Source organism: Kitasatospora sp. NPDC058032, from assembly GCF_042885845.1.
In the GTDB taxonomy this organism is placed as follows: Bacteria; Actinomycetota; Actinomycetes; order Streptomycetales; family Streptomycetaceae; genus Kitasatospora.
Map to the genome: position 1 here is coordinate 406,011 of NZ_JBHVRK010000002.1, position 19,159 is coordinate 425,169.

At 73.8% G+C, this 19,159-nt stretch carries 14 protein-coding genes; 4 read left to right on the plus strand and 10 right to left on the minus strand.

All coding sequences use genetic code 11. The features are described from left to right. Positions 1-153: 153 nt before the first annotated feature. The 10 genes from ACFVUH_RS04765 to rsmH all read right to left on the minus strand — a co-directional run bounded on the left by ACFVUH_RS04765 (position 154) and on the right by rsmH (position 12,881). The gene (locus ACFVUH_RS04765) at positions 154-927 is read right to left on the minus strand and encodes a cell division protein FtsQ/DivIB (protein ID WP_387911192.1); all 774 of its coding nucleotides are present in this window, start codon (positions 925-927) and stop codon (positions 154-156) included. Next, complete coding sequence (gene murG / locus ACFVUH_RS04770) at positions 920-2,026, minus strand: undecaprenyldiphospho-muramoylpentapeptide beta-N-acetylglucosaminyltransferase (RefSeq protein ID WP_355361699.1); 1,107 nt, start codon at positions 2,024-2,026, stop codon at positions 920-922. Before murG ends, ACFVUH_RS04765 begins: the two co-directional genes overlap by 8 nt. Before the next feature lie 6 nt (positions 2,027-2,032). Continuing rightward, on the minus strand, positions 2,033-3,409 hold the full coding sequence (gene ftsW / locus ACFVUH_RS04775; protein ID WP_387911194.1) for a putative lipid II flippase FtsW: 1,377 nt from the start codon (positions 3,407-3,409) through the stop codon (positions 2,033-2,035). 46 nt (positions 3,410-3,455) lie between these two features. Beyond that, entirely contained in the window at positions 3,456-4,904 is a 1,449-nt protein-coding gene (gene murD / locus ACFVUH_RS04780; RefSeq protein WP_387911196.1) for a UDP-N-acetylmuramoyl-L-alanine--D-glutamate ligase, read from the minus strand. Next, complete coding sequence (gene mraY / locus ACFVUH_RS04785) at positions 4,901-5,962, minus strand: phospho-N-acetylmuramoyl-pentapeptide-transferase (RefSeq protein ID WP_350544130.1); 1,062 nt, start codon at positions 5,960-5,962, stop codon at positions 4,901-4,903. The genes murD and mraY overlap by 4 nt, the downstream gene beginning before the upstream one ends. Next, positions 5,962-7,362 carry a UDP-N-acetylmuramoyl-tripeptide--D-alanyl-D-alanine ligase gene (gene murF, locus ACFVUH_RS04790; protein ID WP_387788496.1) on the minus strand — a complete coding sequence of 467 codons (1,401 nt, stop codon included), beginning with the start codon at positions 7,360-7,362 and terminating at the stop codon, positions 5,962-5,964. Before murF ends, mraY begins: the two co-directional genes overlap by 1 nt. Next, positions 7,359-9,011 (minus strand): UDP-N-acetylmuramoyl-L-alanyl-D-glutamate--2,6-diaminopimelate ligase, encoded by a 1,653-nt coding sequence (locus ACFVUH_RS04795; RefSeq protein WP_387911198.1) that lies wholly within the window; start codon positions 9,009-9,011, stop codon positions 7,359-7,361. Before ACFVUH_RS04795 ends, murF begins: the two co-directional genes overlap by 4 nt. A 6-nt stretch (positions 9,012-9,017) precedes the next feature. Then, positions 9,018-11,231, minus strand: a complete 2,214-nt coding sequence (locus ACFVUH_RS04800; RefSeq protein ID WP_387911200.1) for a penicillin-binding transpeptidase domain-containing protein — start codon at positions 11,229-11,231, stop codon at positions 9,018-9,020. Next, positions 11,228-11,752 (minus strand): septum formation initiator family protein, encoded by a 525-nt coding sequence (locus ACFVUH_RS04805; protein WP_387911202.1) that lies wholly within the window; start codon positions 11,750-11,752, stop codon positions 11,228-11,230. The genes ACFVUH_RS04800 and ACFVUH_RS04805 overlap by 4 nt, the downstream gene beginning before the upstream one ends. A gap of 154 nt (positions 11,753-11,906) precedes the next feature. Beyond that, entirely contained in the window at positions 11,907-12,881 is a 975-nt protein-coding gene (gene rsmH / locus ACFVUH_RS04810; protein WP_387911204.1) for a 16S rRNA (cytosine(1402)-N(4))-methyltransferase RsmH, read from the minus strand. Positions 12,882-13,388: 507 nt separating this feature from the next. On the opposite strand from rsmH, the gene ACFVUH_RS04815 reads away from it, so the two are divergent. From ACFVUH_RS04815 to ACFVUH_RS04830, 4 genes are all read left to right on the plus strand, one after another. Beyond that, on the plus strand, positions 13,389-13,928 hold the full coding sequence (locus ACFVUH_RS04815) for a carbonic anhydrase (protein WP_355361712.1): 540 nt from the start codon (positions 13,389-13,391) through the stop codon (positions 13,926-13,928). A gap of 391 nt (positions 13,929-14,319) precedes the next feature. Continuing rightward, complete coding sequence (locus ACFVUH_RS04820; protein ID WP_387911338.1) at positions 14,320-15,288, plus strand: AAA family ATPase; 969 nt, start codon at positions 14,320-14,322, stop codon at positions 15,286-15,288. A 1-nt stretch (position 15,289) separates the two neighbouring features. Next, positions 15,290-16,612: a DUF58 domain-containing protein gene (locus ACFVUH_RS04825; RefSeq protein ID WP_387911206.1), complete on the plus strand. Its 1,323-nt coding sequence runs from the start codon at positions 15,290-15,292 to the stop codon at positions 16,610-16,612. After that, positions 16,609-19,068, plus strand: a complete 2,460-nt coding sequence (locus tag ACFVUH_RS04830) for a transglutaminaseTgpA domain-containing protein (protein WP_387911208.1) — start codon at positions 16,609-16,611, stop codon at positions 19,066-19,068. The genes ACFVUH_RS04825 and ACFVUH_RS04830 overlap by 4 nt, the downstream gene beginning before the upstream one ends. Positions 19,069-19,159 lie beyond the last annotated feature (91 nt).

Consider the following 19,159-nt stretch of genomic DNA (forward strand, 5'->3'; position numbering starts at 1 on the left):
CGGGCACGCGTTTCAACGAACACGCCGAGCTTCCCTTTTTCTTTTGAGCCTATGTGATCATCGACCACCGGATGAAACCGGGGTGACCATCAAGGGTCGGCCCGAGGCGAAACCGCGTCAAGCCCACCTTGTCGTAGAAAACCTACCGGATCATCACGACACCGCAGGCGAGTCCGGGGCGCTCACGTCGAAGTTCGTACCCTTCTGATTCAGCAGCGCCACCAGCACCCGGGCTTTTCGATCGGTCTGCTCGGAGCTCCCCCAGCGCACCGTCACTCCCCCGTCGAGCTGCAACTGGATGTCGTCGTACGAGTGCACCAGCACGGCCCCGGCCCGCTGCCGGACGTCCGCCGGCAGGCCGGCGGCCACCGCCACCGCGCCCTGCACCAGCTGCCCACGGCCGATCACCGACTCCACGTCGAGGGCCTGCTGGCTGAGCTTCAGCTCCACCACCGGCACCCCCTCCGGGGCGGCCGGCTCGGTGGCGAAGCTCACGCCGCCGGCGTCGACCTGGGTGAACTGGCCGTCATCGCCCTTGACGGCGGCGACCGCCGTGCGCTGGGTGACCTTCACCCGCAGGGTGTTCGGCCAGCCCCGCCAGACCTCCGCCTTCGCCACCCGGGGGATCGCCTCCACCCGTCGCCGGGCGTCGTCGAGGTCCACCCGGGCCAGCGGGCCGGAACCGACCCCGCCGATCGCCGAGCGGACCTCGTCGGCCGTCAGCCGGTCGTCCCGCATCCCCTGCACGGAGACCGAACGCACCTCCAGCACCGAGGAGAAGAACACCAGCCAGGACAGGACGCCCAGGAGTACCGCGGTCAGACCGCCCAGCACCAGCACCCCCCGTCGGGAGAGCCGGAGCCGAGGAGCGTACTCCTCGGCCTCGAACTCCTCGTCGAGGGGATCGGCGAGCCGGGCGTCAGCCACGGCGGCGGCCGCCCCGGGCGGCCTCGATGGCCTCGTAGACCATGCCGACCAGCAGCTCGTCGGCGTCCCGGCGGCCGAACTCGGCGGCGGCCCGGCTCATGTCCCAGAGCCGCTGCGGGTCGGTGAGCACCGGCAGCACGTTCTGCAGCACCCAGTCCGGGCTCAGCTCGGCGTCGTCGACCAGCAGGCCGCCGCCGGCCTTGACCATCGGCTGGGCGTTCAGCCGCTGCTCGCCGTTGCCGATCGGCAGCGGTACGAAGGCGGCGGGCAGACCGACCGCGGCCAGCTCGGCCACCGTCATGGCGCCGGCCCGGCAGAGCATCATGTCGGCCGCGGCGTACGCGAGGTCCATCCGGTCCAGGTACGGCACCGGGCGGTACGGCGGCATCCCGGGGATCTCGTCCACCTGCGGCAGCTCGTTCTTCGGGCCGACCGCGTGCAGGATCTGCACCCCGTACTGCTGGAGCCGGGGGGCGATCGCGGTGATCGTCTCGTTCAGCCGGCGGGCGCCCTGCGAGCCGCCGGTGACCAGCAGGGTGGGCAACCGCTGGTCGAGGCCGAAGTAGTGCCGGGCGTCCGGGCGGGCGGCGCCCCGGTCCAGGGTCGCGATGGTCCGGCGCAGCGGGATGCCGATGTACCGGGAGTCGCGCAGCTTGCTGTCCGGCGTGGAGACGGCGACGAAGTCGCTGTACCGGGCGCCGATCTTGTTGGCCAGGCCGGGCCGGGCGTTGGCCTCGTGCACCACGATCGGCACACCGGCCCGCTTGGCGGCCAGGTAGGCGGGCATCGCGACGTAGCCGCCGAAGCCGACCACGGCGTCCGCCTTGACCCGCTCGATGATCTCCTGGGCGGCCCGGACGGTGCCGCGCAGCCGGCCCGGGACGGTGATCAGCTCGGGGGTGGGCTTGCGGGGCAGCGGGACGGCCGGGATCAGCTCCAGCTGGTAGCCGCGCTCGGGCACCAGTCGGGTCTCCAGGCCGCGCTCGGTGCCGAGGGCGGTGATCCCGATGGACGGGTCGTGCCTGCGGAGGGCGTCCGCGAGGGCCATGGCCGGCTCGATGTGACCGGCGGTCCCCCCGCCGGCGAGTACGACATGCACCGAAATTCACCGCTCCCTGCGTGCCGGCCCGCTGGCCGGGCGCGCTGTGGTTCGTCGTCGTGGCAGCACCCGGGCCAGCTGCTTCCTGATCCGGGAGTTCTTGCTCCGGGCGGCCAGGGCCGCCTTCGCGCCCGAGCTGCTGCGTGCCAGGCAGAGCAGCACCCCGATCGCGGACATGGCCGACAGCATGGCGGAACCGCCGTAGGAGAACAGCGGGAGCGGGACGCCCGCGATGGGCAGCAGTCCCAGCGCCGACCCCAGGTTGATCACGGCCTGCGCCATGATCCAGGTGGTGGCGGCTCCCGCGGCGTACCTGACGAAGGGATCCTTCGTGCCGATGGCCACACGGATACCCGCGTAGCCTAGTGCCGCGAAGAGACCGATCACCGACAGCGTCCCCACCAGACCGAGTTCCTCGCCCGTGGTGGCGAAGATGAAGTCGGTGTGCGCCTCCGGGAGCTGGCCCCACTTCTCCACGCCGGCGCCGAGTCCGGAGCCGAAGAGGCCGCCGAGGCCGAACGAGTACACGCCGTGCAGGGCCTGGAAGCAGCTGCCGGCGGCGTCGAGCTTGGTCACGCCGATGCAGGAGAGCCGCTCGGCCCGGTGCGGGACGGTGACCACCAGGGCGGTGCAGACCACCACGGCCACGCCGAGGGTGGCGACGAACAGCCGCAGCGGCGCGCCGACCATCCACAGCAGGCCGAACAGCATCGCGACCAGGATCATCGAGGTGCCCATGTCGCCGCCGAGCATGATCAGCGCGAGCAGCAGCAGGGCGCCGGGCACCAGCGGGACCAGCAGGTGCTTCCACTGGTCGAGCGTGCCGGCCTTCTGCTTGCGGGCCAGCAGGTCGGCGCCCCAGAGCACCAGGGCCAGCTTGGCGAACTCCGACGGCTGGAACTGGAACACGCCGAAATCCAGCCAGTTCCGGTTGCCGTTGACCTCCATGCCGATGCCCGGGATCGCGACCAGGACCAGGGCGCCGATCACGATGAGCATCACCGGGTAGACGATCACCCGCAGCACGGCCACCGGCACCAGGGCGAAGCCGAGCAGCAGCACGAGGCCGAGCACCACCGCGAGCAGCTGCTTGAAGAAGTAGAACTGGGTGGAGCGGTGCTGGCCCAGCGCCAGGATCTGGGAGGCCGAGAAGACCATCATCAGCCCGAGCACGACCAGCAGCAGCGCCGTTCCGGCGATCAGCAGGTAGGGCGTGAGCGGCCGGTCCAGGGCGTACCGCACGCGGCCCCGGAAGGCCTGCAGACGGGCGACCGGACCGGCCGACTTGTAGGCGGTGGTGGTGGCCGAGATCACCCGCAGGGACTCGGCCGGGCCGCCTCTCTCCGGCGTGCTCGAACCACCCGCCCTGCCCTGCCCGGCCACACCGCTCCCCTTTTCGTGCTTCAGGGCCGGAGCCCGTCCATGTCCGCTACCGGTCCGCCAGCTCCCGCACGGCCGCGGCGAAGAGGTCGCCGCGCTCGCCGTAGTTGGTGAACATGTCCATCGAGGCGCAGGCCGGGGCCAGCAGTACCGTGTCACCCGTTCGGGCGAGCGACGCGGCCGCGCGGACCACCTCGGTCATCGCCACCGCGCCAGTCTGGCCCTCGGCCGCCTCGATCACCGGGACATCCGGGGCGTGTCGCGCCAGCGCCTCGCGGATCAGCGCGCGGTCCTCGCCGATCAGCACGGCGGCCCGCAGCCGCTCGGCCGCGCCCCCGACCAGCTCGTCGAAGGTCGCGCCCTTGGCCAGGCCGCCGGCGATCCAGACGACCGGCCGGTACGCCGCGAGCGAGGCCGCGGCGGCGTGGGTGTTGGTCGCCTTGGAGTCGTCGACGTACGTGACGCCGTCGACCACCGCGACCTCGGCGATCCGGTGCGCGTCCGGGCGGAAGGCCCGCAGGCCCTCCCGGACGGCCTTCGGCTCCACGCCGTAGGCGCGGGCCAGCGCGGCGGCCGCCAGGGCGTTGGTGATGTTGTGCGGGGCCGGCGGGGAAACGTCCTCGACCGAGCCCAGCTCGGCGGCGTTCTTGGCCCGGTCGGGCACGAACGCGCGGTCCACCAGCAGGCCGTCGACCACGCCGAAGTTCGACGGGCCGGGCGCGCCGAGGCCGAAGCCGATCGCCCGGCAGCCCTCCTCGACGTCGGCCTCGCGGACCAGCGCCTCGGTGGCCGGGTCGGCCAGGTTGTACACGCAGGCGACGACGTTGCCCTCGTAGATCCGGCCCTTGTCGGCGGCGTACGCCTCCATCGAGCCGTGCCAGTCGAGGTGGTCGGGCGCCAGGTTGAGCACGGCGGCCGCGTACGGGCGCAGCGAGGGCGCCCAGTGCAGCTGGTAGCTGGAGAGCTCGACGGCGAGCACGTCGTACGGCTCCTCGTCGAGCACCGCGTCCAGCACCGAGACCCCGACGTTGCCGACGGCGGCGGTGCGCCGGCCGGCGGCGGTGAGGATCGAGGCGAGCATCTGGACGGTGGTGGTCTTGCCGTTGGTGCCGGTGACGGCCAGCCAGGGGGCCGGCTCGCCGGTGGCGGGCAGCGGCCGGCGCAGGCGCCAGGCCAGCTCGACGTCGCCCCAGACCTCGACGCCGGCCTCGGCGGCGGCGGCGAACAGCGGGCTGCTCGGCGGCCAGCCGGGCGAGGTGACGACCAGCCGGGTGCCCTCGGGCAGGGTGGCGCCGTCGCCGAGGCGGACGGTGACGCCCAGCGCCTCCAGTTCGGCGGCGCGGGCCCGCAGGCCCTCGCCGGAGCCGCCGTCCACGACGGTGACCTCGGCGCCGAGGCCGCGCAGGACGCGGGCGGCGCTGATGCCGGAGACGCCGAGCCCGGCGACCGCGACCTGGAGTCCGGCCCAGTCGGGTCCGGTCGGTCCGGGGGCGGTCATCCGGTCACCCATCCCGCGTAGAAGAGGCCGAGGCCGACGGCCACGCACAGGCCCTGGATGATCCAGAACCGGACCACGACCAGGACCTCGCTCCAGCCCTTGAGTTCGAAGTGGTGCTGCAGCGGGGCCATTTTGAAGACGCGCTTGCCGGTCATCCGGAACGAGCCGACCTGGATGATCACCGAGAGGGTGATGATCACGAAGAGGCCGCCCAGCAGGACGAGCAGGATCTCGGTGCGCGAGCAGATCGCCAGACCGGCCAGCGCGCCGCCGAGGGCCAGCGAGCCGGTGTCGCCCATGAAGATCTTGGCGGGCGAGGTGTTCCACCAGAGGAAGCCGAAGCAGGAGCCCATCAGGGCGGCCGCGACCACCGCGAGGTCCAGCGGGTCGCGGACGTCGTAGCAGTTGGAGGTGGCCGAGGCCACGTAGGCGCAGCTCTGGCCGTACTCCCAGACGCCGATGAAGGTGTAGGCGCCGAAGGCCATCACCGAGGCACCGGTGGCCAGGCCGTCCAGACCGTCCGTCAGGTTGACGCCGTTGGAGGTGGCGGCGATCAGGAAGTACGCGAAGATGACGAACAGCACCGGGCCGATCGCCCACTCGAAGTCCCGGACGAAGGACAGGTGCTCGGAGGCCGGGCGGCGGCCGGCGTTGTCGGGGAACTGCAGGGCCAGGACCGCGAAGGCCAGGCCGACGATGGACTGGCCGGCCAGCTTGGCCTTGGCCCGCAGGCCCAGGGAGCGGCGCTTGACGACCTTGATGTAGTCGTCGAGGAAGCCCACCAGGCCCAGACCGGTGGTCAGGAACAGCACCAGCAGCCCGGAGGCGGTCGGGCTCTCGCCCGTTATCGCCTTGGTCGCGAAGTAGGCCACCAGGGTCGCCAGGATGAAGGCGATGCCGCCCATGGTGGGCGTGCCCTTCTTGCTGTGGTGCGCCTTGGGGCCGTCGTCGCGGATGTACTGGCCGTAGCCCTGCCGGGCCAGCAGCTTGATCAGCGCGGGGGTGCCGGCCAGCGACAGGATCAGGCCGATCATGCCGGAGAAGAGGATCTGCTTCATTACTCGGCCGCACCGTCCGCGAGGAGGGCCTCGGCCACCTTCTCCAGCCCCACCGAACGGGAGGCCTTCACCAGCACCACATCCCCCGGCCGCAGCTGACTGCGCAGCAGCTCGACCGCCGCGTCCGCGTCGGACACCAGCACCGACTCCTCACCCCACGAACCTTCGTTCCTCGCGCCCAGTTCCATGCAGGCCGCCTCGCGTCCGCCGACCGCCACCAGCTTGGTGACGTCCAGTCGGACGGCGAGCCGCCCGATGGCGTCGTGCTCGGCCAGGCTGTCCTCGCCGAGCTCCCGCATCTCGCCGAGCACCGCCCAGGTGCGACGGCGCTCCGGGCCGCGACCCCCCATCGAGATGAGCGCCCGCAGCGCGGCCCGCATCGAGTCGGGGTTCGCGTTGTAGGCGTCGTTGACGACGGTGACACCATCGGCCCGGTCGACGACCTCCATGCGCCAGCGGGACAGCGCACCCGCCTGGCTCAGCGCTTCGGCGGTGTCGTCGACGGTCATCCCGAGCTCCATCGCCACCGCGGCGGCGGCGAGTGCGTTCGAGACGTGGTGCTCACCGTACAGGCGCAGCTGCACCGGTGCGGAACCGGCCGGGGTGCTCAGCGTGAAGGATGGACGTCCGGTGGAGTCCAGACGAACGTCCTGTGCCCGGACATCGGCCTGCGCGGACTCGCCGAAGTAGACCACCTTGGCCTTGGTGCGCGCGGCCATGGCGCGCACCAGCCGGTCGTCCGCGTTGAGGATCGCCGCGCCGTCGGCCGGCAGGGCCTCGACCAGCTCGCCCTTGGCCTCGGCGATCGCCTCCTGGGAGCCGAACTCGCCGACGTGCGCGGTGCCGACGTTGAGCACCAGGCCGATCCGCGGCGGGGTGATCGAGGTGAGGTACTCGATGTCGCCCTTGTGCCGGGCACCCATCTCCAGCACCAGGTGCCGGGTGGCGTCCTCGACCCGCAGGGCGGTCATCGGGTGGCCGATCTCGTTGTTGAGCGAGCCCGGCGGGTAGACGGTGTCGCCCAGGCGCTGGAGCAGCTGGGCGATGAGGTCCTTGGTGCTGGTCTTGCCGGCCGAGCCGGTCAGCGCGACCACGGCGGCGTCGGAGCGGCCCACGACGGTGCGGGCCAGCTTGCCGAGCGCGTCCACCACGCTGTCGACCAGCACGGCGGGCACGCCGACCGGGCGGGAGGCCAGCACCGCGACGGCGCCGGCCTCGACGGCGGTGACCGCGTAGTCGTGGCCGTCCACGTGCTCGCCGACGAAGGCCGCGAACAGGCCGCCGGGGCGGACCTTGCGGGAGTCGACCTCGACCGGGGCGGTCACCAGGGCGTCGGGGTCGGCGCCGGCCAGGGTTCCCCCGACTGCGGCGGCCACCTCGGCGAGGGTCAGTGCGATCACGGCTGCTCTACTCCTCCGGTGCCCCGGGCGGCCGTGGTCCGCGCGATGGATTCGCGCAGCACCTCCCGGTCGTCGAAGGGGCGGATCTCGTCTCGTACGTACTGGCCGAGCTCGTGGCCCTTGCCGGCCACCAGCACGGTGTCGCCGGCCTGGGCGCGGGCGACCACCAGCTCGATCGCCTCGGCGCGGTCGGGCACGACCAGGACGGCGCCGCGCTCGGCCTCGGGCACCGCGGCGGCGCCGTTCAGCATGGTGGCGAGGATCGTCAGCGGGTCCTCGCTGCGCGGGTTGTCGCTGGTCAGCAGGGCGGTGTCGGCCAGCCGGGCGGCGATGCCGCCCATCGGGGCCCGCTTGTGCGGGTCGCGGTCGCCGCCGCAGCCGATCACCACGTGCAGCCGGCCCTTGGTGACCTCGCGCAGCGAGCCGAGGACGGCCTCCAGGGCGTCCGGCTTGTGCGCGTAGTCGACCACCGCGACGTACGGCTGGCCGGCGTCCACCCGCTCCAGCCGGCCGGGCACGCCGGGGACGGCGGCGACGCCGGCCACCGCCCGCTCCAGCGGGATCCCGGCGGTGGCGAGCACGACGATCGCGGCCAGCGCGTTGGCGACGTTGAACGGGCCGGGCAGCGGGACGGAGGCGTCCGCCTCGGCGCCGCCGGGGCCGAGCACCCGGAAGGTCGAGCCGATCGGGCCGAGCTGGACGTCCACCGCGCGCCAGTCCGCCTCCGGGGCGCCGGTGGCGGAGAAGGTGGCGACCGGGATCTTCGCCTCGGCGGCGAGCCGGCGGCCGTAGGCGTCGTCCGCGTTGACCACGCCGGCGCGGGACTTGCCGGGCTGGAAGAGCCGGGCCTTCGCCTGGAAGTAGTCCTCCATGTCCGGGTGGAAGTCGAGGTGCTCGGGGGTGAGGTTGTTGAACAGCGCGACGTCGTAGGCCACGCCGTCGGTGCGGCCGTAGACCAGGGCGTGGCTGGAGACCTCCATGGTCACCGCGTCGGCGCCGCGCTCGCCCATCACGGCGAGGATCGCGTGCAGGTCGGTGGCCTCGGGGGTGGTGCGCTCGCTCTTGATCCGCTCGTCGCCGACCCGCATCTCGACGGTGCCGATCACCCCGGGGTGGCGGTCGGCGCCGCGCAGGCCGCCCTCGACCAGGTAGGAGGTGGTGGTCTTGCCGTTGGTGCCGGTGAGCCCGATCATCAGCAGCCGCTCGGAGGGCCGGTCGTAGACGGCGGCCGCGAGCTCGCCCATCCGGGCCCGGGGCCGGTCGACGACCAGCAGCGGCAGGCCGGTGCCCGCCGCCAGTTCGGCGCCGGCCGGGTCGGTGAGCACCGCGACCGCGCCGGCCGCGGCGGCCTGCCCGGCGAAGGAGGCGCCGTGGTGGTTGGCGCCCGGGAACGCCACGTACACGTCGCCGGGGCGGACCTCGCGGGCGTTGTGGGTGACGCCGGTGACCTCGGGTCCCTCGACGGGGTCCAGGCCCAGCAGGCGGGCGACCTCGGCGAGCGGCCGGGCGCCGGTCCGGGCGGGGCGGGGCGGGCTCACGGTGATTTGATCGGGTTTCGGCACGGCGGAGAGGCTATCCGCCGAAGGGCGTCCAGGGCCAAACCGGCCCTTTTCCGCACCGGCGGCCGCACCCGCCAGGTCGTTGCTCATGGTCGATCACGGCTTCCACTCGACGGGCAGGTTGGGCGCCTCGCTGCCGCTCGGCGGGACCTGGAGGGTCTTGAGGGTGAACTCCATCACCTGCTTGAACACCGGGCCGCACAGCTGGCCGCCGAAGTGGCCGTTGACCGGGTCCTGGATCACGCAGGAGACGGTGACCCGGGGCTGGTCGGCCGGGGCGAACCCGATGAAGGAGGCGGTGTACCCGCGGTAGCCGCCGGCCTTCGGGTCCACCCGGTTGGCGGTGCCGGTCTTGCCGGCGACCCGGTAGCCCGGGATCGCGGCCCTGCCGCCGGTGCCCTGCTCGTCGGAGACGACCGACTCCAGCATCTCGGTGAGGGTCTTGGCGGTCTGCTCGCTGACCACCCGGGACTGCTCCGAGGCCGGGGCCGCGCTGTACTTGCCGTCCGGCGCGGTGGTGCCCTGGACGACGCTGGGCGCCACCCGGACCCCGCCGTTGGCGATGGTCGAGAAGACCGAGGTCGCCTGCAGCGCGTTGACCGACAGGCCCTGGCCGAACGGGATGGTGTACTGCTTGGACGCCTTCCAGTCCTCCGGCTTGTCGAGCAGCCCCGCGGTCTCGCCGGGGAAGCCGAGGCCGGTCTGCTGGCCGATGCCGAACTTCCGCAGGTAGTCGTAGAGCACCCGGTTGGCCTCGGGCTGGGTGTCGCCGAGGGTCTGGGCGGCCTCGATGGTGCCGATGTTGGAGGACTTGGCGAGCACGCCGGCCAGGGTGAGGTACCAGGTGTCGTGCTCGATGTCGTCCTTGAACGCGACGTCGCCGCGGACCAGCGGGTACGGCACGGTGACCTTGGTGTCCCAGGTGGCCTTGCCGGTGTCCAGGACGGCCGCCATGGTCATCAGCTTGGCGGTGGAGCCGGGCTCGTAGGCGTCCTGCAGGGCAGCGTTGCCGAGCTGCGAGTTCTTGGCGGTGCTCAGGTCGTTCGGGTTGAAGCCGGGCGAGGTGGCCATCGCCAGCACCTGGCCGTTCCGCACGTCCTGGACGATCACGTAGCCCTTCTCCGCCCCGGCGTTGGTGACCTGGTCGGTGATGGCCCGCTGGGCGGCCCACTGGATGTCGCGGTTGATGGTCAGCCGCAGGTCGGTGCCGGGCACGGCGGGGTCCAGCGAGCCGCCCGCGGTCGGCACCAGACGGCCGCCGGCCTGCGCGTAGCTGCTGTGGCCGTCCTTGCCGGCCAGCAGCTTCTGGTACTGCTGCTCCAGCCCGCCGGCGCCCTCGCCCTCGGCGTTGACGAAGCCGACCAGGTTGGCGGCCAGCCCGTCGGACGGGTAGACCCGCTTCTGGGTGTCCCGGTTGAAGACGCCGGCCAGCGGGTTGACGCACTCGTTGTCCAGCCGGGTGCGGCCGCCCTCCTCGGCGGGCTTGTTCAGCAGCCGCTTCTGGGCCTGGCAGGCACGCGATCCCGCCTGCTTCTCCAGACCGGACTTGAGGTCGCTGATCTGGTTCTTGACGTCCGGGCTCTGCTGGGCGGCCAGCCGCTTGTAGCGGGTCTTGGGGGTGTGCAGGTCGGCCGCGATCTTCTCCTTGGGCACGCCGAGGATCGGCGCCAGCAGCGCGGCGGCCTGCTCGGGGGCGTCGGGCAGACCGGTCGCCTCGGGGGTGAACATCGCCGGGTCGGCGGTGATGTCGTAGGCGTCGACGGTGGTGGCCAGGGACACCCCGTCGGAGGACGTTATCGAGCCCCGTTCGGCGGTGATCGGGATGTTCAGGTAGCGGTTGGTGTTGGCGTCGGCGGCCAGCGCGTCGGAATCCAGCAGCTGGAGCTGGACCAGCCGTCCGGCGAAGATCGAGAACACCACCGAGAGCGTGATGGTGATCACCCGCAGCCGGCGGCGCGGGTCGGCCAGCCGGAGCCCGCGGGAGGCGGGGCGACGGGTCGGCGGGCGGCGCTGGGGGCGTGGCCGGGGTGCCGGGGGGCGCCCGTCGGAACGGCGCTGCTGGGGGGCGCGCGCCGGGCGCGGACGGCCGGGCTGCTCCTTGGCGCCCTGGGCCTTGGCGGCCGACGGCTTGGCGGGCTGGGCCTTCGGGCTCTGCGGCTTCGGGCTCTGTGCCTTGGGACTCTGCGCCTTGGGACTCTGGGCGCGGCTGGCGGACTGCCCGCGCGCGACGGCCGGACGCGGCGCGGCGCCCTTGACGGGGCGGCGACCGCCCGCGCCGGCGCCGCCGGAGGGCTGGCGGGGCGTGCTCATCGGCCGGTACCCCCGCCCGCGTGCGGCGACGGCTGCGCCGTGCCCGGGTTGACCTGGACGGTGACGTCGCCGCCCGACACCGGACCGGTCGGCGAGGCGGCGGCGGTGGACGGCGGCGGCGGGGCGGCCGGAGTGGTCCCGCCCGCGGTCGGCTGGGCGGTCGGCTGGGTGGTCGGCTGGGTGCCCGGCGCGGGCTGCTTCGCGGGCCACGGTTCCGCGGTGGACCGTTTCACCGGAGGGCTGTCCTGCGCCGCCTTGGGCGTGCCGACCACGGCGCCGCCGTTCGGCAGGTCGAGGAAGGCCATCCCGCCGCCCGGCACCATGCCCAGCTCGGCGGCCCGGCGGGCCAGCGCGTCCGGAGCGGAGTTCTGGTCGATCTGGCGCTGCAGCCCCTGCTGCTCGTCGGTCAGCACGGTGGTCTGCCGCTGCAGCCTGGACAGCTCGAAGGAGCCCTCGTTGAGCGCGGTGTTCAGCGCCAGCAGCCCGAGCAGCCCGGCTCCGAGCAGCACCACCACCAGCACGGCGAACGGTGTCCGCCCCCGTACCGGCCGCCCCGGACGCACGGTGATCCGCGCCCTGCCGCTCTGCCCGGGGAGCAAACGACTCCCCGCCCCGCCTCCGGCCACCGGCCCCACCACTGTTGTTCCTCCGCCCTTCGGACCGCCCCGGTGCCGGTCAGCGCCGGGTGCTTCGGTCCCTGATCCTCTCCGCCACCCGCAGCCGCACGGGCGCGGCGCGCCGGTTCTCCTCGATCTCCTCCTCCGTGGCCAGTTCGGCACCGCGAGTGATCAGCTTCAGCCAGGGCTGGTGCTCCTCGGGTACGAACGGCAGCCCCGGAGGGGCGGTGCTGGTCGCACCGGCCGCGAAGTACTGCTTGACCAGACGGTCCTCCAGCGACTGGTAGGACATCACGACGATCCGCCCGCCGAGCGCCAGCACGTCCAGCGCTCCGGGGATCGCCCGGTCCAGGACCTCCAGCTCGCCGTTGACCTCGATCCGCAGCGCCTGGAAGGTCCGCTTGGCCGGGTTCCCGCCGGTGCGGCGGGTGGCGGCCGGGATGGCGTTGCGCACCAGATCGACCAGACGCGCGCTGGTGGTGAACGGTTCCTTCTCGCGCTCCCGGAGGATGACCGAGGCGATCTTGCCGGCGAACCGCTCCTCGCCGTAGAACTTGAGGATCCGGGCCAGATCGCCGTGGCTGTAGGTGTTCAGCACCTCGGCCGCGCTGATCCCCCGGGTCTGGTCCATCCGCATGTCCAGCGGCGCGTCCTGGGCGTAGGCGAAGCCGCGGTCGGCCTCGTCCAGCTGCATCGAGGAGACGCCGAGGTCGAACAGGACGCCGTCGATCCTGGGGACACCCAGGCGCTCCAGCACCTCGGGGATCTCGTCGTAGACGGCGTGCACCAGGGTGGCCCGGTCGCCGAAGCGGGCCAGCCGCTCGCCGGAGAGCTTGAGCGCCGCCGGGTCGCGGTCCACCGCGATCAGCCGGACGTCCGGGAACTGGGTGAGCAGGGCCTCGCTGTGGCCGCCGAGGCCGAGGGTGGCGTCCACCACCACCGCGCCGGGCCGGGAGATCGCCGGGGCCAGCGCGTCCATGCACCGCTGCAGCATCACCGGGACGTGCTTGGGTGCCGGATCGTTGGTGGTCATGCGCTGTGGCGCCCTTCCTCGGTGCGAAAGCCGCCCGACGTCCGGGGAGCTCCGACCATTCTCTCCCACCAGGCCGCGCAGCCGTCCCGCGGGCCGGGCCGCGCGGCCCGTGGTCCCCGCCCGCTCCTGGGGAAGGTCGTGACCGCCCGGCGCCGGGGAAGGTGCGCCAGGTGGCACGGAGAGCGGGTGGAGGCCACGGGCCGCGTCGGTCACCGCACGGCCGGAAAGGCCCGGTTGACGGGCCCCGGCGGGTGTGCTCCACTGCGCCGCAACTCTATCGCGCACGCCCCGTCAGTCAATGGCCCGCTCCGGCGCACCACCCGGGCGGCGGAAAGGATCACCGCAGGTCGCGACGGTGCTCGTGGCACATGCCAGGGGCCCGGCGGGGCACCCGGACGGCCGATCGCCCGCCCACTCCCGCCTTGTGGGAACGCCTTCGGCCACAGGCGTCCGCTCTGTCGCAAACAGCCCCACCGCGAACGGGTGAATCGCACTAACGTCTTCCCCATGACAGTGACTCCCGACCGGCCCACGCCGACCGCCGCTGCCGACCCCACCCCGACCATCATCGACCGCTTCGTCGCCGCCAACCGCGAGTACGCGCTGACCTTCCGCGACGGCGGCATGGACGCCCGCCCGGTGCAGAGGATCGCCGTGGTCGCGTGCATGGACGCCCGTCTCGACCTGTTCGCCGCGCTCGGCCTCGAACTCGGCGACGCCCACGTCATCCGCAACGCGGGCGGCGTGGTCACCGACGACACGATCCGCTCCCTGACCATCAGCCAGCGCGCCCTGGGCACCCGCTCGATCGCGCTGATCCACCACACCGGCTGCGGCCTGCTCGGGCTCACCGAGGACTTCCGGCGCGAGCTGGAGGCCGAGGTCGGCCAGCGCCCGCAGTGGGCGGTCGAAGCCTTCGTCGACCTGGACGGCGACGTCCGGCAGTCGATGCAGCGGGTGCGCACCTCCCCCTTCCTGCTCCACACCGACGACGTGCGCGGATTCGTCTTCGACGTCCACACCGGCCTGCTGCGCGAGATCGACTGATCTCCCGCCCCGCCGAACGGCCCGGCCGAGCAGCCCGCCCGAGCGGCCCGGCCGACGCCGTCCGGGCCCGCCGCGGGCACTCCCGGCGCCCCTTCCGACCTGGGCAGCCCTTCCAAGTGGTGACTTCTGGCCTCCCCAGGGGGGAGAATGCGCCTGCCGGTCTGACCTCGAACCACCTGGGGCGGCCAGCCGCAGGCCGTACCCCGGCACCGGCTCCCGCACACGGAACCGCTCCCGGAGGGGCCGCGTCCAGCATGGGGTGGGGCCGGGCTCGGACGGAGCCGGTCGTGGTGTGCCAGGGAGCGAACGGGTGACGAGCTACAGCGATCAGGCCGGTCTCGACGGTCGTGCGGGGAGCGACCAGGGCGCAGCCGGGTACGGCCCGGTCGGCCTGTCGGAACTCGCCGCCGTCGTCGACCGGGTCCGGGCCAACATCGAGAGCGTGATCGAGGGCAAGCCGGAGGCCGTGCGGATCGCCCTGACCGTGCTGCTCGCCGAGGGCCACCTGCTACTGGAGGACGTGCCCGGCGTCGGCAAGACCATGCTGGCCAAGGCGCTCGCCCGGTCCGTCGACTGCACCGTGCGGCGCATCCAGTTCACCCCGGACCTGCTGCCCTCGGACGTCACCGGCACCAACATCTTCGACCAGCAGCGGCGCGACTTCGAGTTCCGCCCCGGCGCGATCTTCGCCCAGATCGTGGTCGGCGACGAGATCAACCGGGCCTCGCCCAAGACCCAGTCCGCGCTGCTGGAGTCGATGGAGGAGCGCCAGGTCACCATCGACGGCACCAGCTACGTGCTGCCCTCGCCGTTCATGGTGGTCGCCACCCAGAACCCGGTCGAGATGGAGGGCACCTACCCCCTCCCGGAGGCCCAGCGGGACCGCTTCATGGCCCGGATCTCGATGGGCTACCCCAGCCCCGAGGCCGAGTTCGCCATGCTCGACGTGCACGCCGGCGCCAGCCCGCTGGACGACCTGCAGCCGGTCGCGCACGCCGCCGACATCCTCAAGCTGGTCGAGCTGGTCCGCACCGTGCACGTCGCCGACCCGGTCCGCCGCTACGTCGTCGACCTGGTCGCCGCCACCCGCAGCAGCCACGAGCTGCGGCTCGGCGCCTCGCCGCGCGCCACCCTGCACCTGGTCCGGGCCGCCCGCGCCGCCGCCGCCCTGGACGGCCGCGACTACGTCACCCCGGACGACGTCCAGCGCCTCGCCGTCCCGGTGCTCGCCCACCGTCTGATGCCCACCGCCGAGACCCAGCTCAGCCGCCGCACCGCCGAACAGATCGTCACCGACCTGGTCGCCCGCCTGCCGCTGCCGCGCCCGCAGCAGGGCAGCACGGCCGTCCGGAGGGGCTGAGGTGGGCCCGTCCGACGAACCGTCGGGCCTGCGCGCCGGCCTGCGCGGCCTCACCACCCGCGGCCGCTCCTTCCTCGCCGCCGGACTGACCGCGGTGGTCTGCGCCTACCTGCTCGGCCAGGACGCGCTGCTGCGCGTCGGCGTGCTGCTCGCCGTGCTGCCGCTGGCCGCCGCGCTGCTGCTGGCCAACACCCGCTACCGGGTCGCCAGCGGCCGCCGGCTCTCCCCGCGCCGGGCGGTGGCCGGCCAGGAGGCCCGGGTGCACCTGCGGGTGGACAACGTCTCGCGGGTCCCCACCGGTCTGCTGCTGCTGGAGGACAAGGTCCCGTACGTGCTCGGGCCGCGCCCGCGGTTCGTCCTGGACCGGGTCGAGCCGCGCGGCCACCGCGAGGTCTCCTACCGGGTCCGCTCCGACCTGCGCGGGCGCTACCCGCTGGGCCCGCTCCAGCTGCGGCTCTCCGACCCGTTCGGGATGTGCGAGCTGAACCGCTCCTTCGCCGCCTCCGACGTGCTCACCGTCGTCCCGCAGGTGCTGGCGCTGCCGCACGTGCGGCTCAGCGGCGAATGGGCCGGGCAGGGCGACAGCCACACCCGCTCCCTCGCGCTGGCCGGCGACGACGACGTCATCCTGCGCGAGTACCGGGCCGGCGACGACCTGCGCCGGGTGCACTGGAAGTCCACCGCGCGCTACGGCGAACTGATGGTCCGGCGCGAGGAGCAGCCCCGCAGGGCCCGCGCCACGGTGCTGCTGGACACCCGCGAGATCGCCCACCGGGGCAGCGGCCCGGCCTCCTCCTTCGAATGGGCCGTGAGCTGCGCCGCATCCGTCGCCGCGCACCTGCTGGAGCGCGGCTACCAGACCCGCCTGCTCACCGACACCGGCCACACCGTCCCCGGCCTCGGCGTGGACGGCGGGCACGGCGCCGCCGACACCTCCGGCGTCATCCTGGACGCCCTCGCCGTCGTCGACCTCTCCGACGGGGCCGGGCTCTCCCGCGCCGAGGACCCGCTGCGGGCCGGCGGCGAGGGCCTGCTGGTGGCCGTCCTCGGCGAGCTCGACGAGGAGCAGACCGCCCGGCTCGCCCGGCTGCGCAGCCGCACCGGCGGCGCCGTCGTCTTCCTGCTCGACACCGGCACCTGGGCCGGCCTGCGCATGCTCGCCCCGGACACCGGCGGCGAGGAGTTCCGCGACCGGGCGCGCCGGCTGCGCGAGGCCGGCTGGACGGTGCTCACCGTCCGCGCCGGCGACTCCGTCCCCGACCTGTGGCGGGCCGCCGAGGGGACCGAGTCGTCCTCCCCCTACCGAGAAGAGGCCGGCGCGTGACCACCCGGGCCAAACTGACCGTGTACTCGGCGCTGGCCACCCTCCTGGCCGCGCTCTGCCTGACCCCGCTGCTGACCTCCAAGGGCTGGATCGGCCACGCCCTCCTCGTGGTGGCGGTGGTCGCGGCCGTCGGTGCCGGGCTGCGGCGCACGCCGTTCTACCGGTGGACCGTCCCGCTCGGCCAGCTGCTGGTGCTGTTCGTCGTGCTGCTGCTCGGCTTCGCCTCCTCCTCGGCGGTCTTCGGCGGCGTCGTACCGGGCACCGAGTCGGTCCGCGCCCTCGGCCGGATCCTCGGCCAGGGGTTCGCCGACGTCCGCGACTACGCCATCCCCGCCCCGCCCAACCCGGGCCTGCGGCTGATCCTGGTCGCCTCGGTCGGTCTGATCGCCGTCGCCGTGGACACCGTCGCGGTCACCTACCGCCGCTCGGCCCTGGCCGGACTGCCGCTGCTCGCGCTCTACTCGGTCGGCAACGGGCTGGCCGGCGGCCAGGGCAGCTGGCTCTGGTTCGCCACCGCCGCCACCGGCTACCTGGTGCTGCTCTTCGCCGAGGGCCAGGACCGGGTCTCCCGCTGGGGCCGGGTCTTCCGCGGCGCCGAACGCGGCGAGGGCGGCAGCGGCCTCGGCGCGCTCGGCCAGAACGGCCGTCAGGTCGGCGTGGCGGCCCTCGTGCTCGCCCTGCTGCTGCCCGCCTTCCTGCCGCGCTGGAGCACCGGACTGCTGCACACCGGCCCCGGCACGGCCTCCGGGCGGCACGGCGGCGCGGGCGGCGTCAGCAGCCTCGACCCGATGGTCGCGCTGACCGGGTCGCTGCCCAACCCGCGCAACGTCGAGCTGTTCACGTACTCGACGGAGAGCCCCTCCGCCGGCTCCACCTACCTGCGCACCGGCGCGCTGGACGCCTTCGACGGCACCGCCTGGAAGCGCGGTTCCTCGGACACCGAGCCGTTCACCGGCGCCCTGCCCGCGCCCGAGGGGCTGGGGTCGGTCGACGTGCCCGAGGCCAAGACCGAGGTCATGATCGGCAACCGGCTGGAGGACGCCTGGCTGCCGCTGCCCTACCCGGCGCGGAACGTCAACCTGCGCGACAACTCCGCCTGGCAGCTCGACCGGGCCACCGCCAGCGTGCTCCCCGCCAAGGAAAAGGCGATCAAGGGGCTCAAGTACACGGCCACCGGCATGGACGTCCAGCCCACCGCCACCAGCCTGCGCAGCGCGCCCAAGCCGCCCGAGCGGATCACCCGGCAGTACCTGGCCGTGCCCTCCGACCTGCCCGACGTGGTCCGGCGGACGGCGGCCGACATCACCAGGAACGCGCCGACCCCGTACGACAAGATGGACGCCCTGCGGACCTGGTTCACCGGGCCGGACTTCACCTACGACACCACCATCAAGCCCGACAACGGCGGCGACGCGATGGCGGACTTCCTGGCCCGCCGCCGCGGCTACTGCGTCCACTTCGCCTCCACCATGGCGGTGATGGCCCGCACCCTGGGCGTCCCCGCCCGGGTCGCGCTCGGCTTCACCCCCGGCAACACCAAGGGCGGCAACGTCTACTCGGTGACCGACTCGATGTACCACGCCTGGCCCGAGCTCTACTTCGAGGGCTACGGCTGGCTACGCTTCGAGCCCACCCCGAACCGCGGCGTCCAGCCCGACTACTCGGACCCGATCTCCTCGCCGGCCACCCAGCCGACCACCGCGCCCGCCCCGCAGCCGCAGGCCACCGCACCGGTCCAGGTGCCGTCCGCCAACGCCGACTGCGACGCGAAGCTGCGCCGCACCGGCGACTGCGACGACCGGCGCGACCAGGCGGCCGGCGGCGGCGGGCAGTCCGTCTGGCCCTCCGGGAAGACACTGGCCGCCCTGGCCGTCGCCGTGCTGCTGCTGGTGCTGCTGCTCACCCCGATGGTCTGGCGCACGCTGCTGCGCCGGCGCCGGCTCGGCACCGGCGGGCGCCGGCGCCCCGGCGGACCGGGTCCCGGCGGGCTGACCGACGCGCAGGTGCTGGCCGCCTGGGACGAACTGATCGACTCCGCCTGGGACCTCGGCATCCCGCCGGACGAGTCGCGCACCCCGCGCGCCGCCGTCCGCCGGATCACCGAGACCGGCGAGCTGGACGAGGCGTCGGCGGCGGCCGCGGGCCGGGTGGCGCTGGCCACCGAGCGGGTGCTCTACGCCCGGTCCGCGCAGGTCGGCGAGCCGCTGGCGGCGGACGTCCGGACCGCCCGGGACGGCCTGCGGGCCCGGCTCGGACGGTGGGAGCGGATCAGGGCACTGCTGCTGCCGCCGTCCTCCGCCCAGCTGCGGTGGCGGATCTCGGACGCGCTGCTGACCGCCCGGCTGGGGGTCGGCGCCCTGCTGGCGCGCGCGGGCGGGGCGGTCGGGACGGTCACCGGACCGGTCCGCCGGGTGCTGGGCCGGCGCCGGTCGCGCCGCGGGGGCGGCGGCAAGTAGTCCTGACGGCGTCGGGATGCGACGAGGGCGGGCAGTCGTTCGACTGCCCGCCCTCGTCGCATCCGTGCTGTTGCTGCTGCTGTTGTATCCG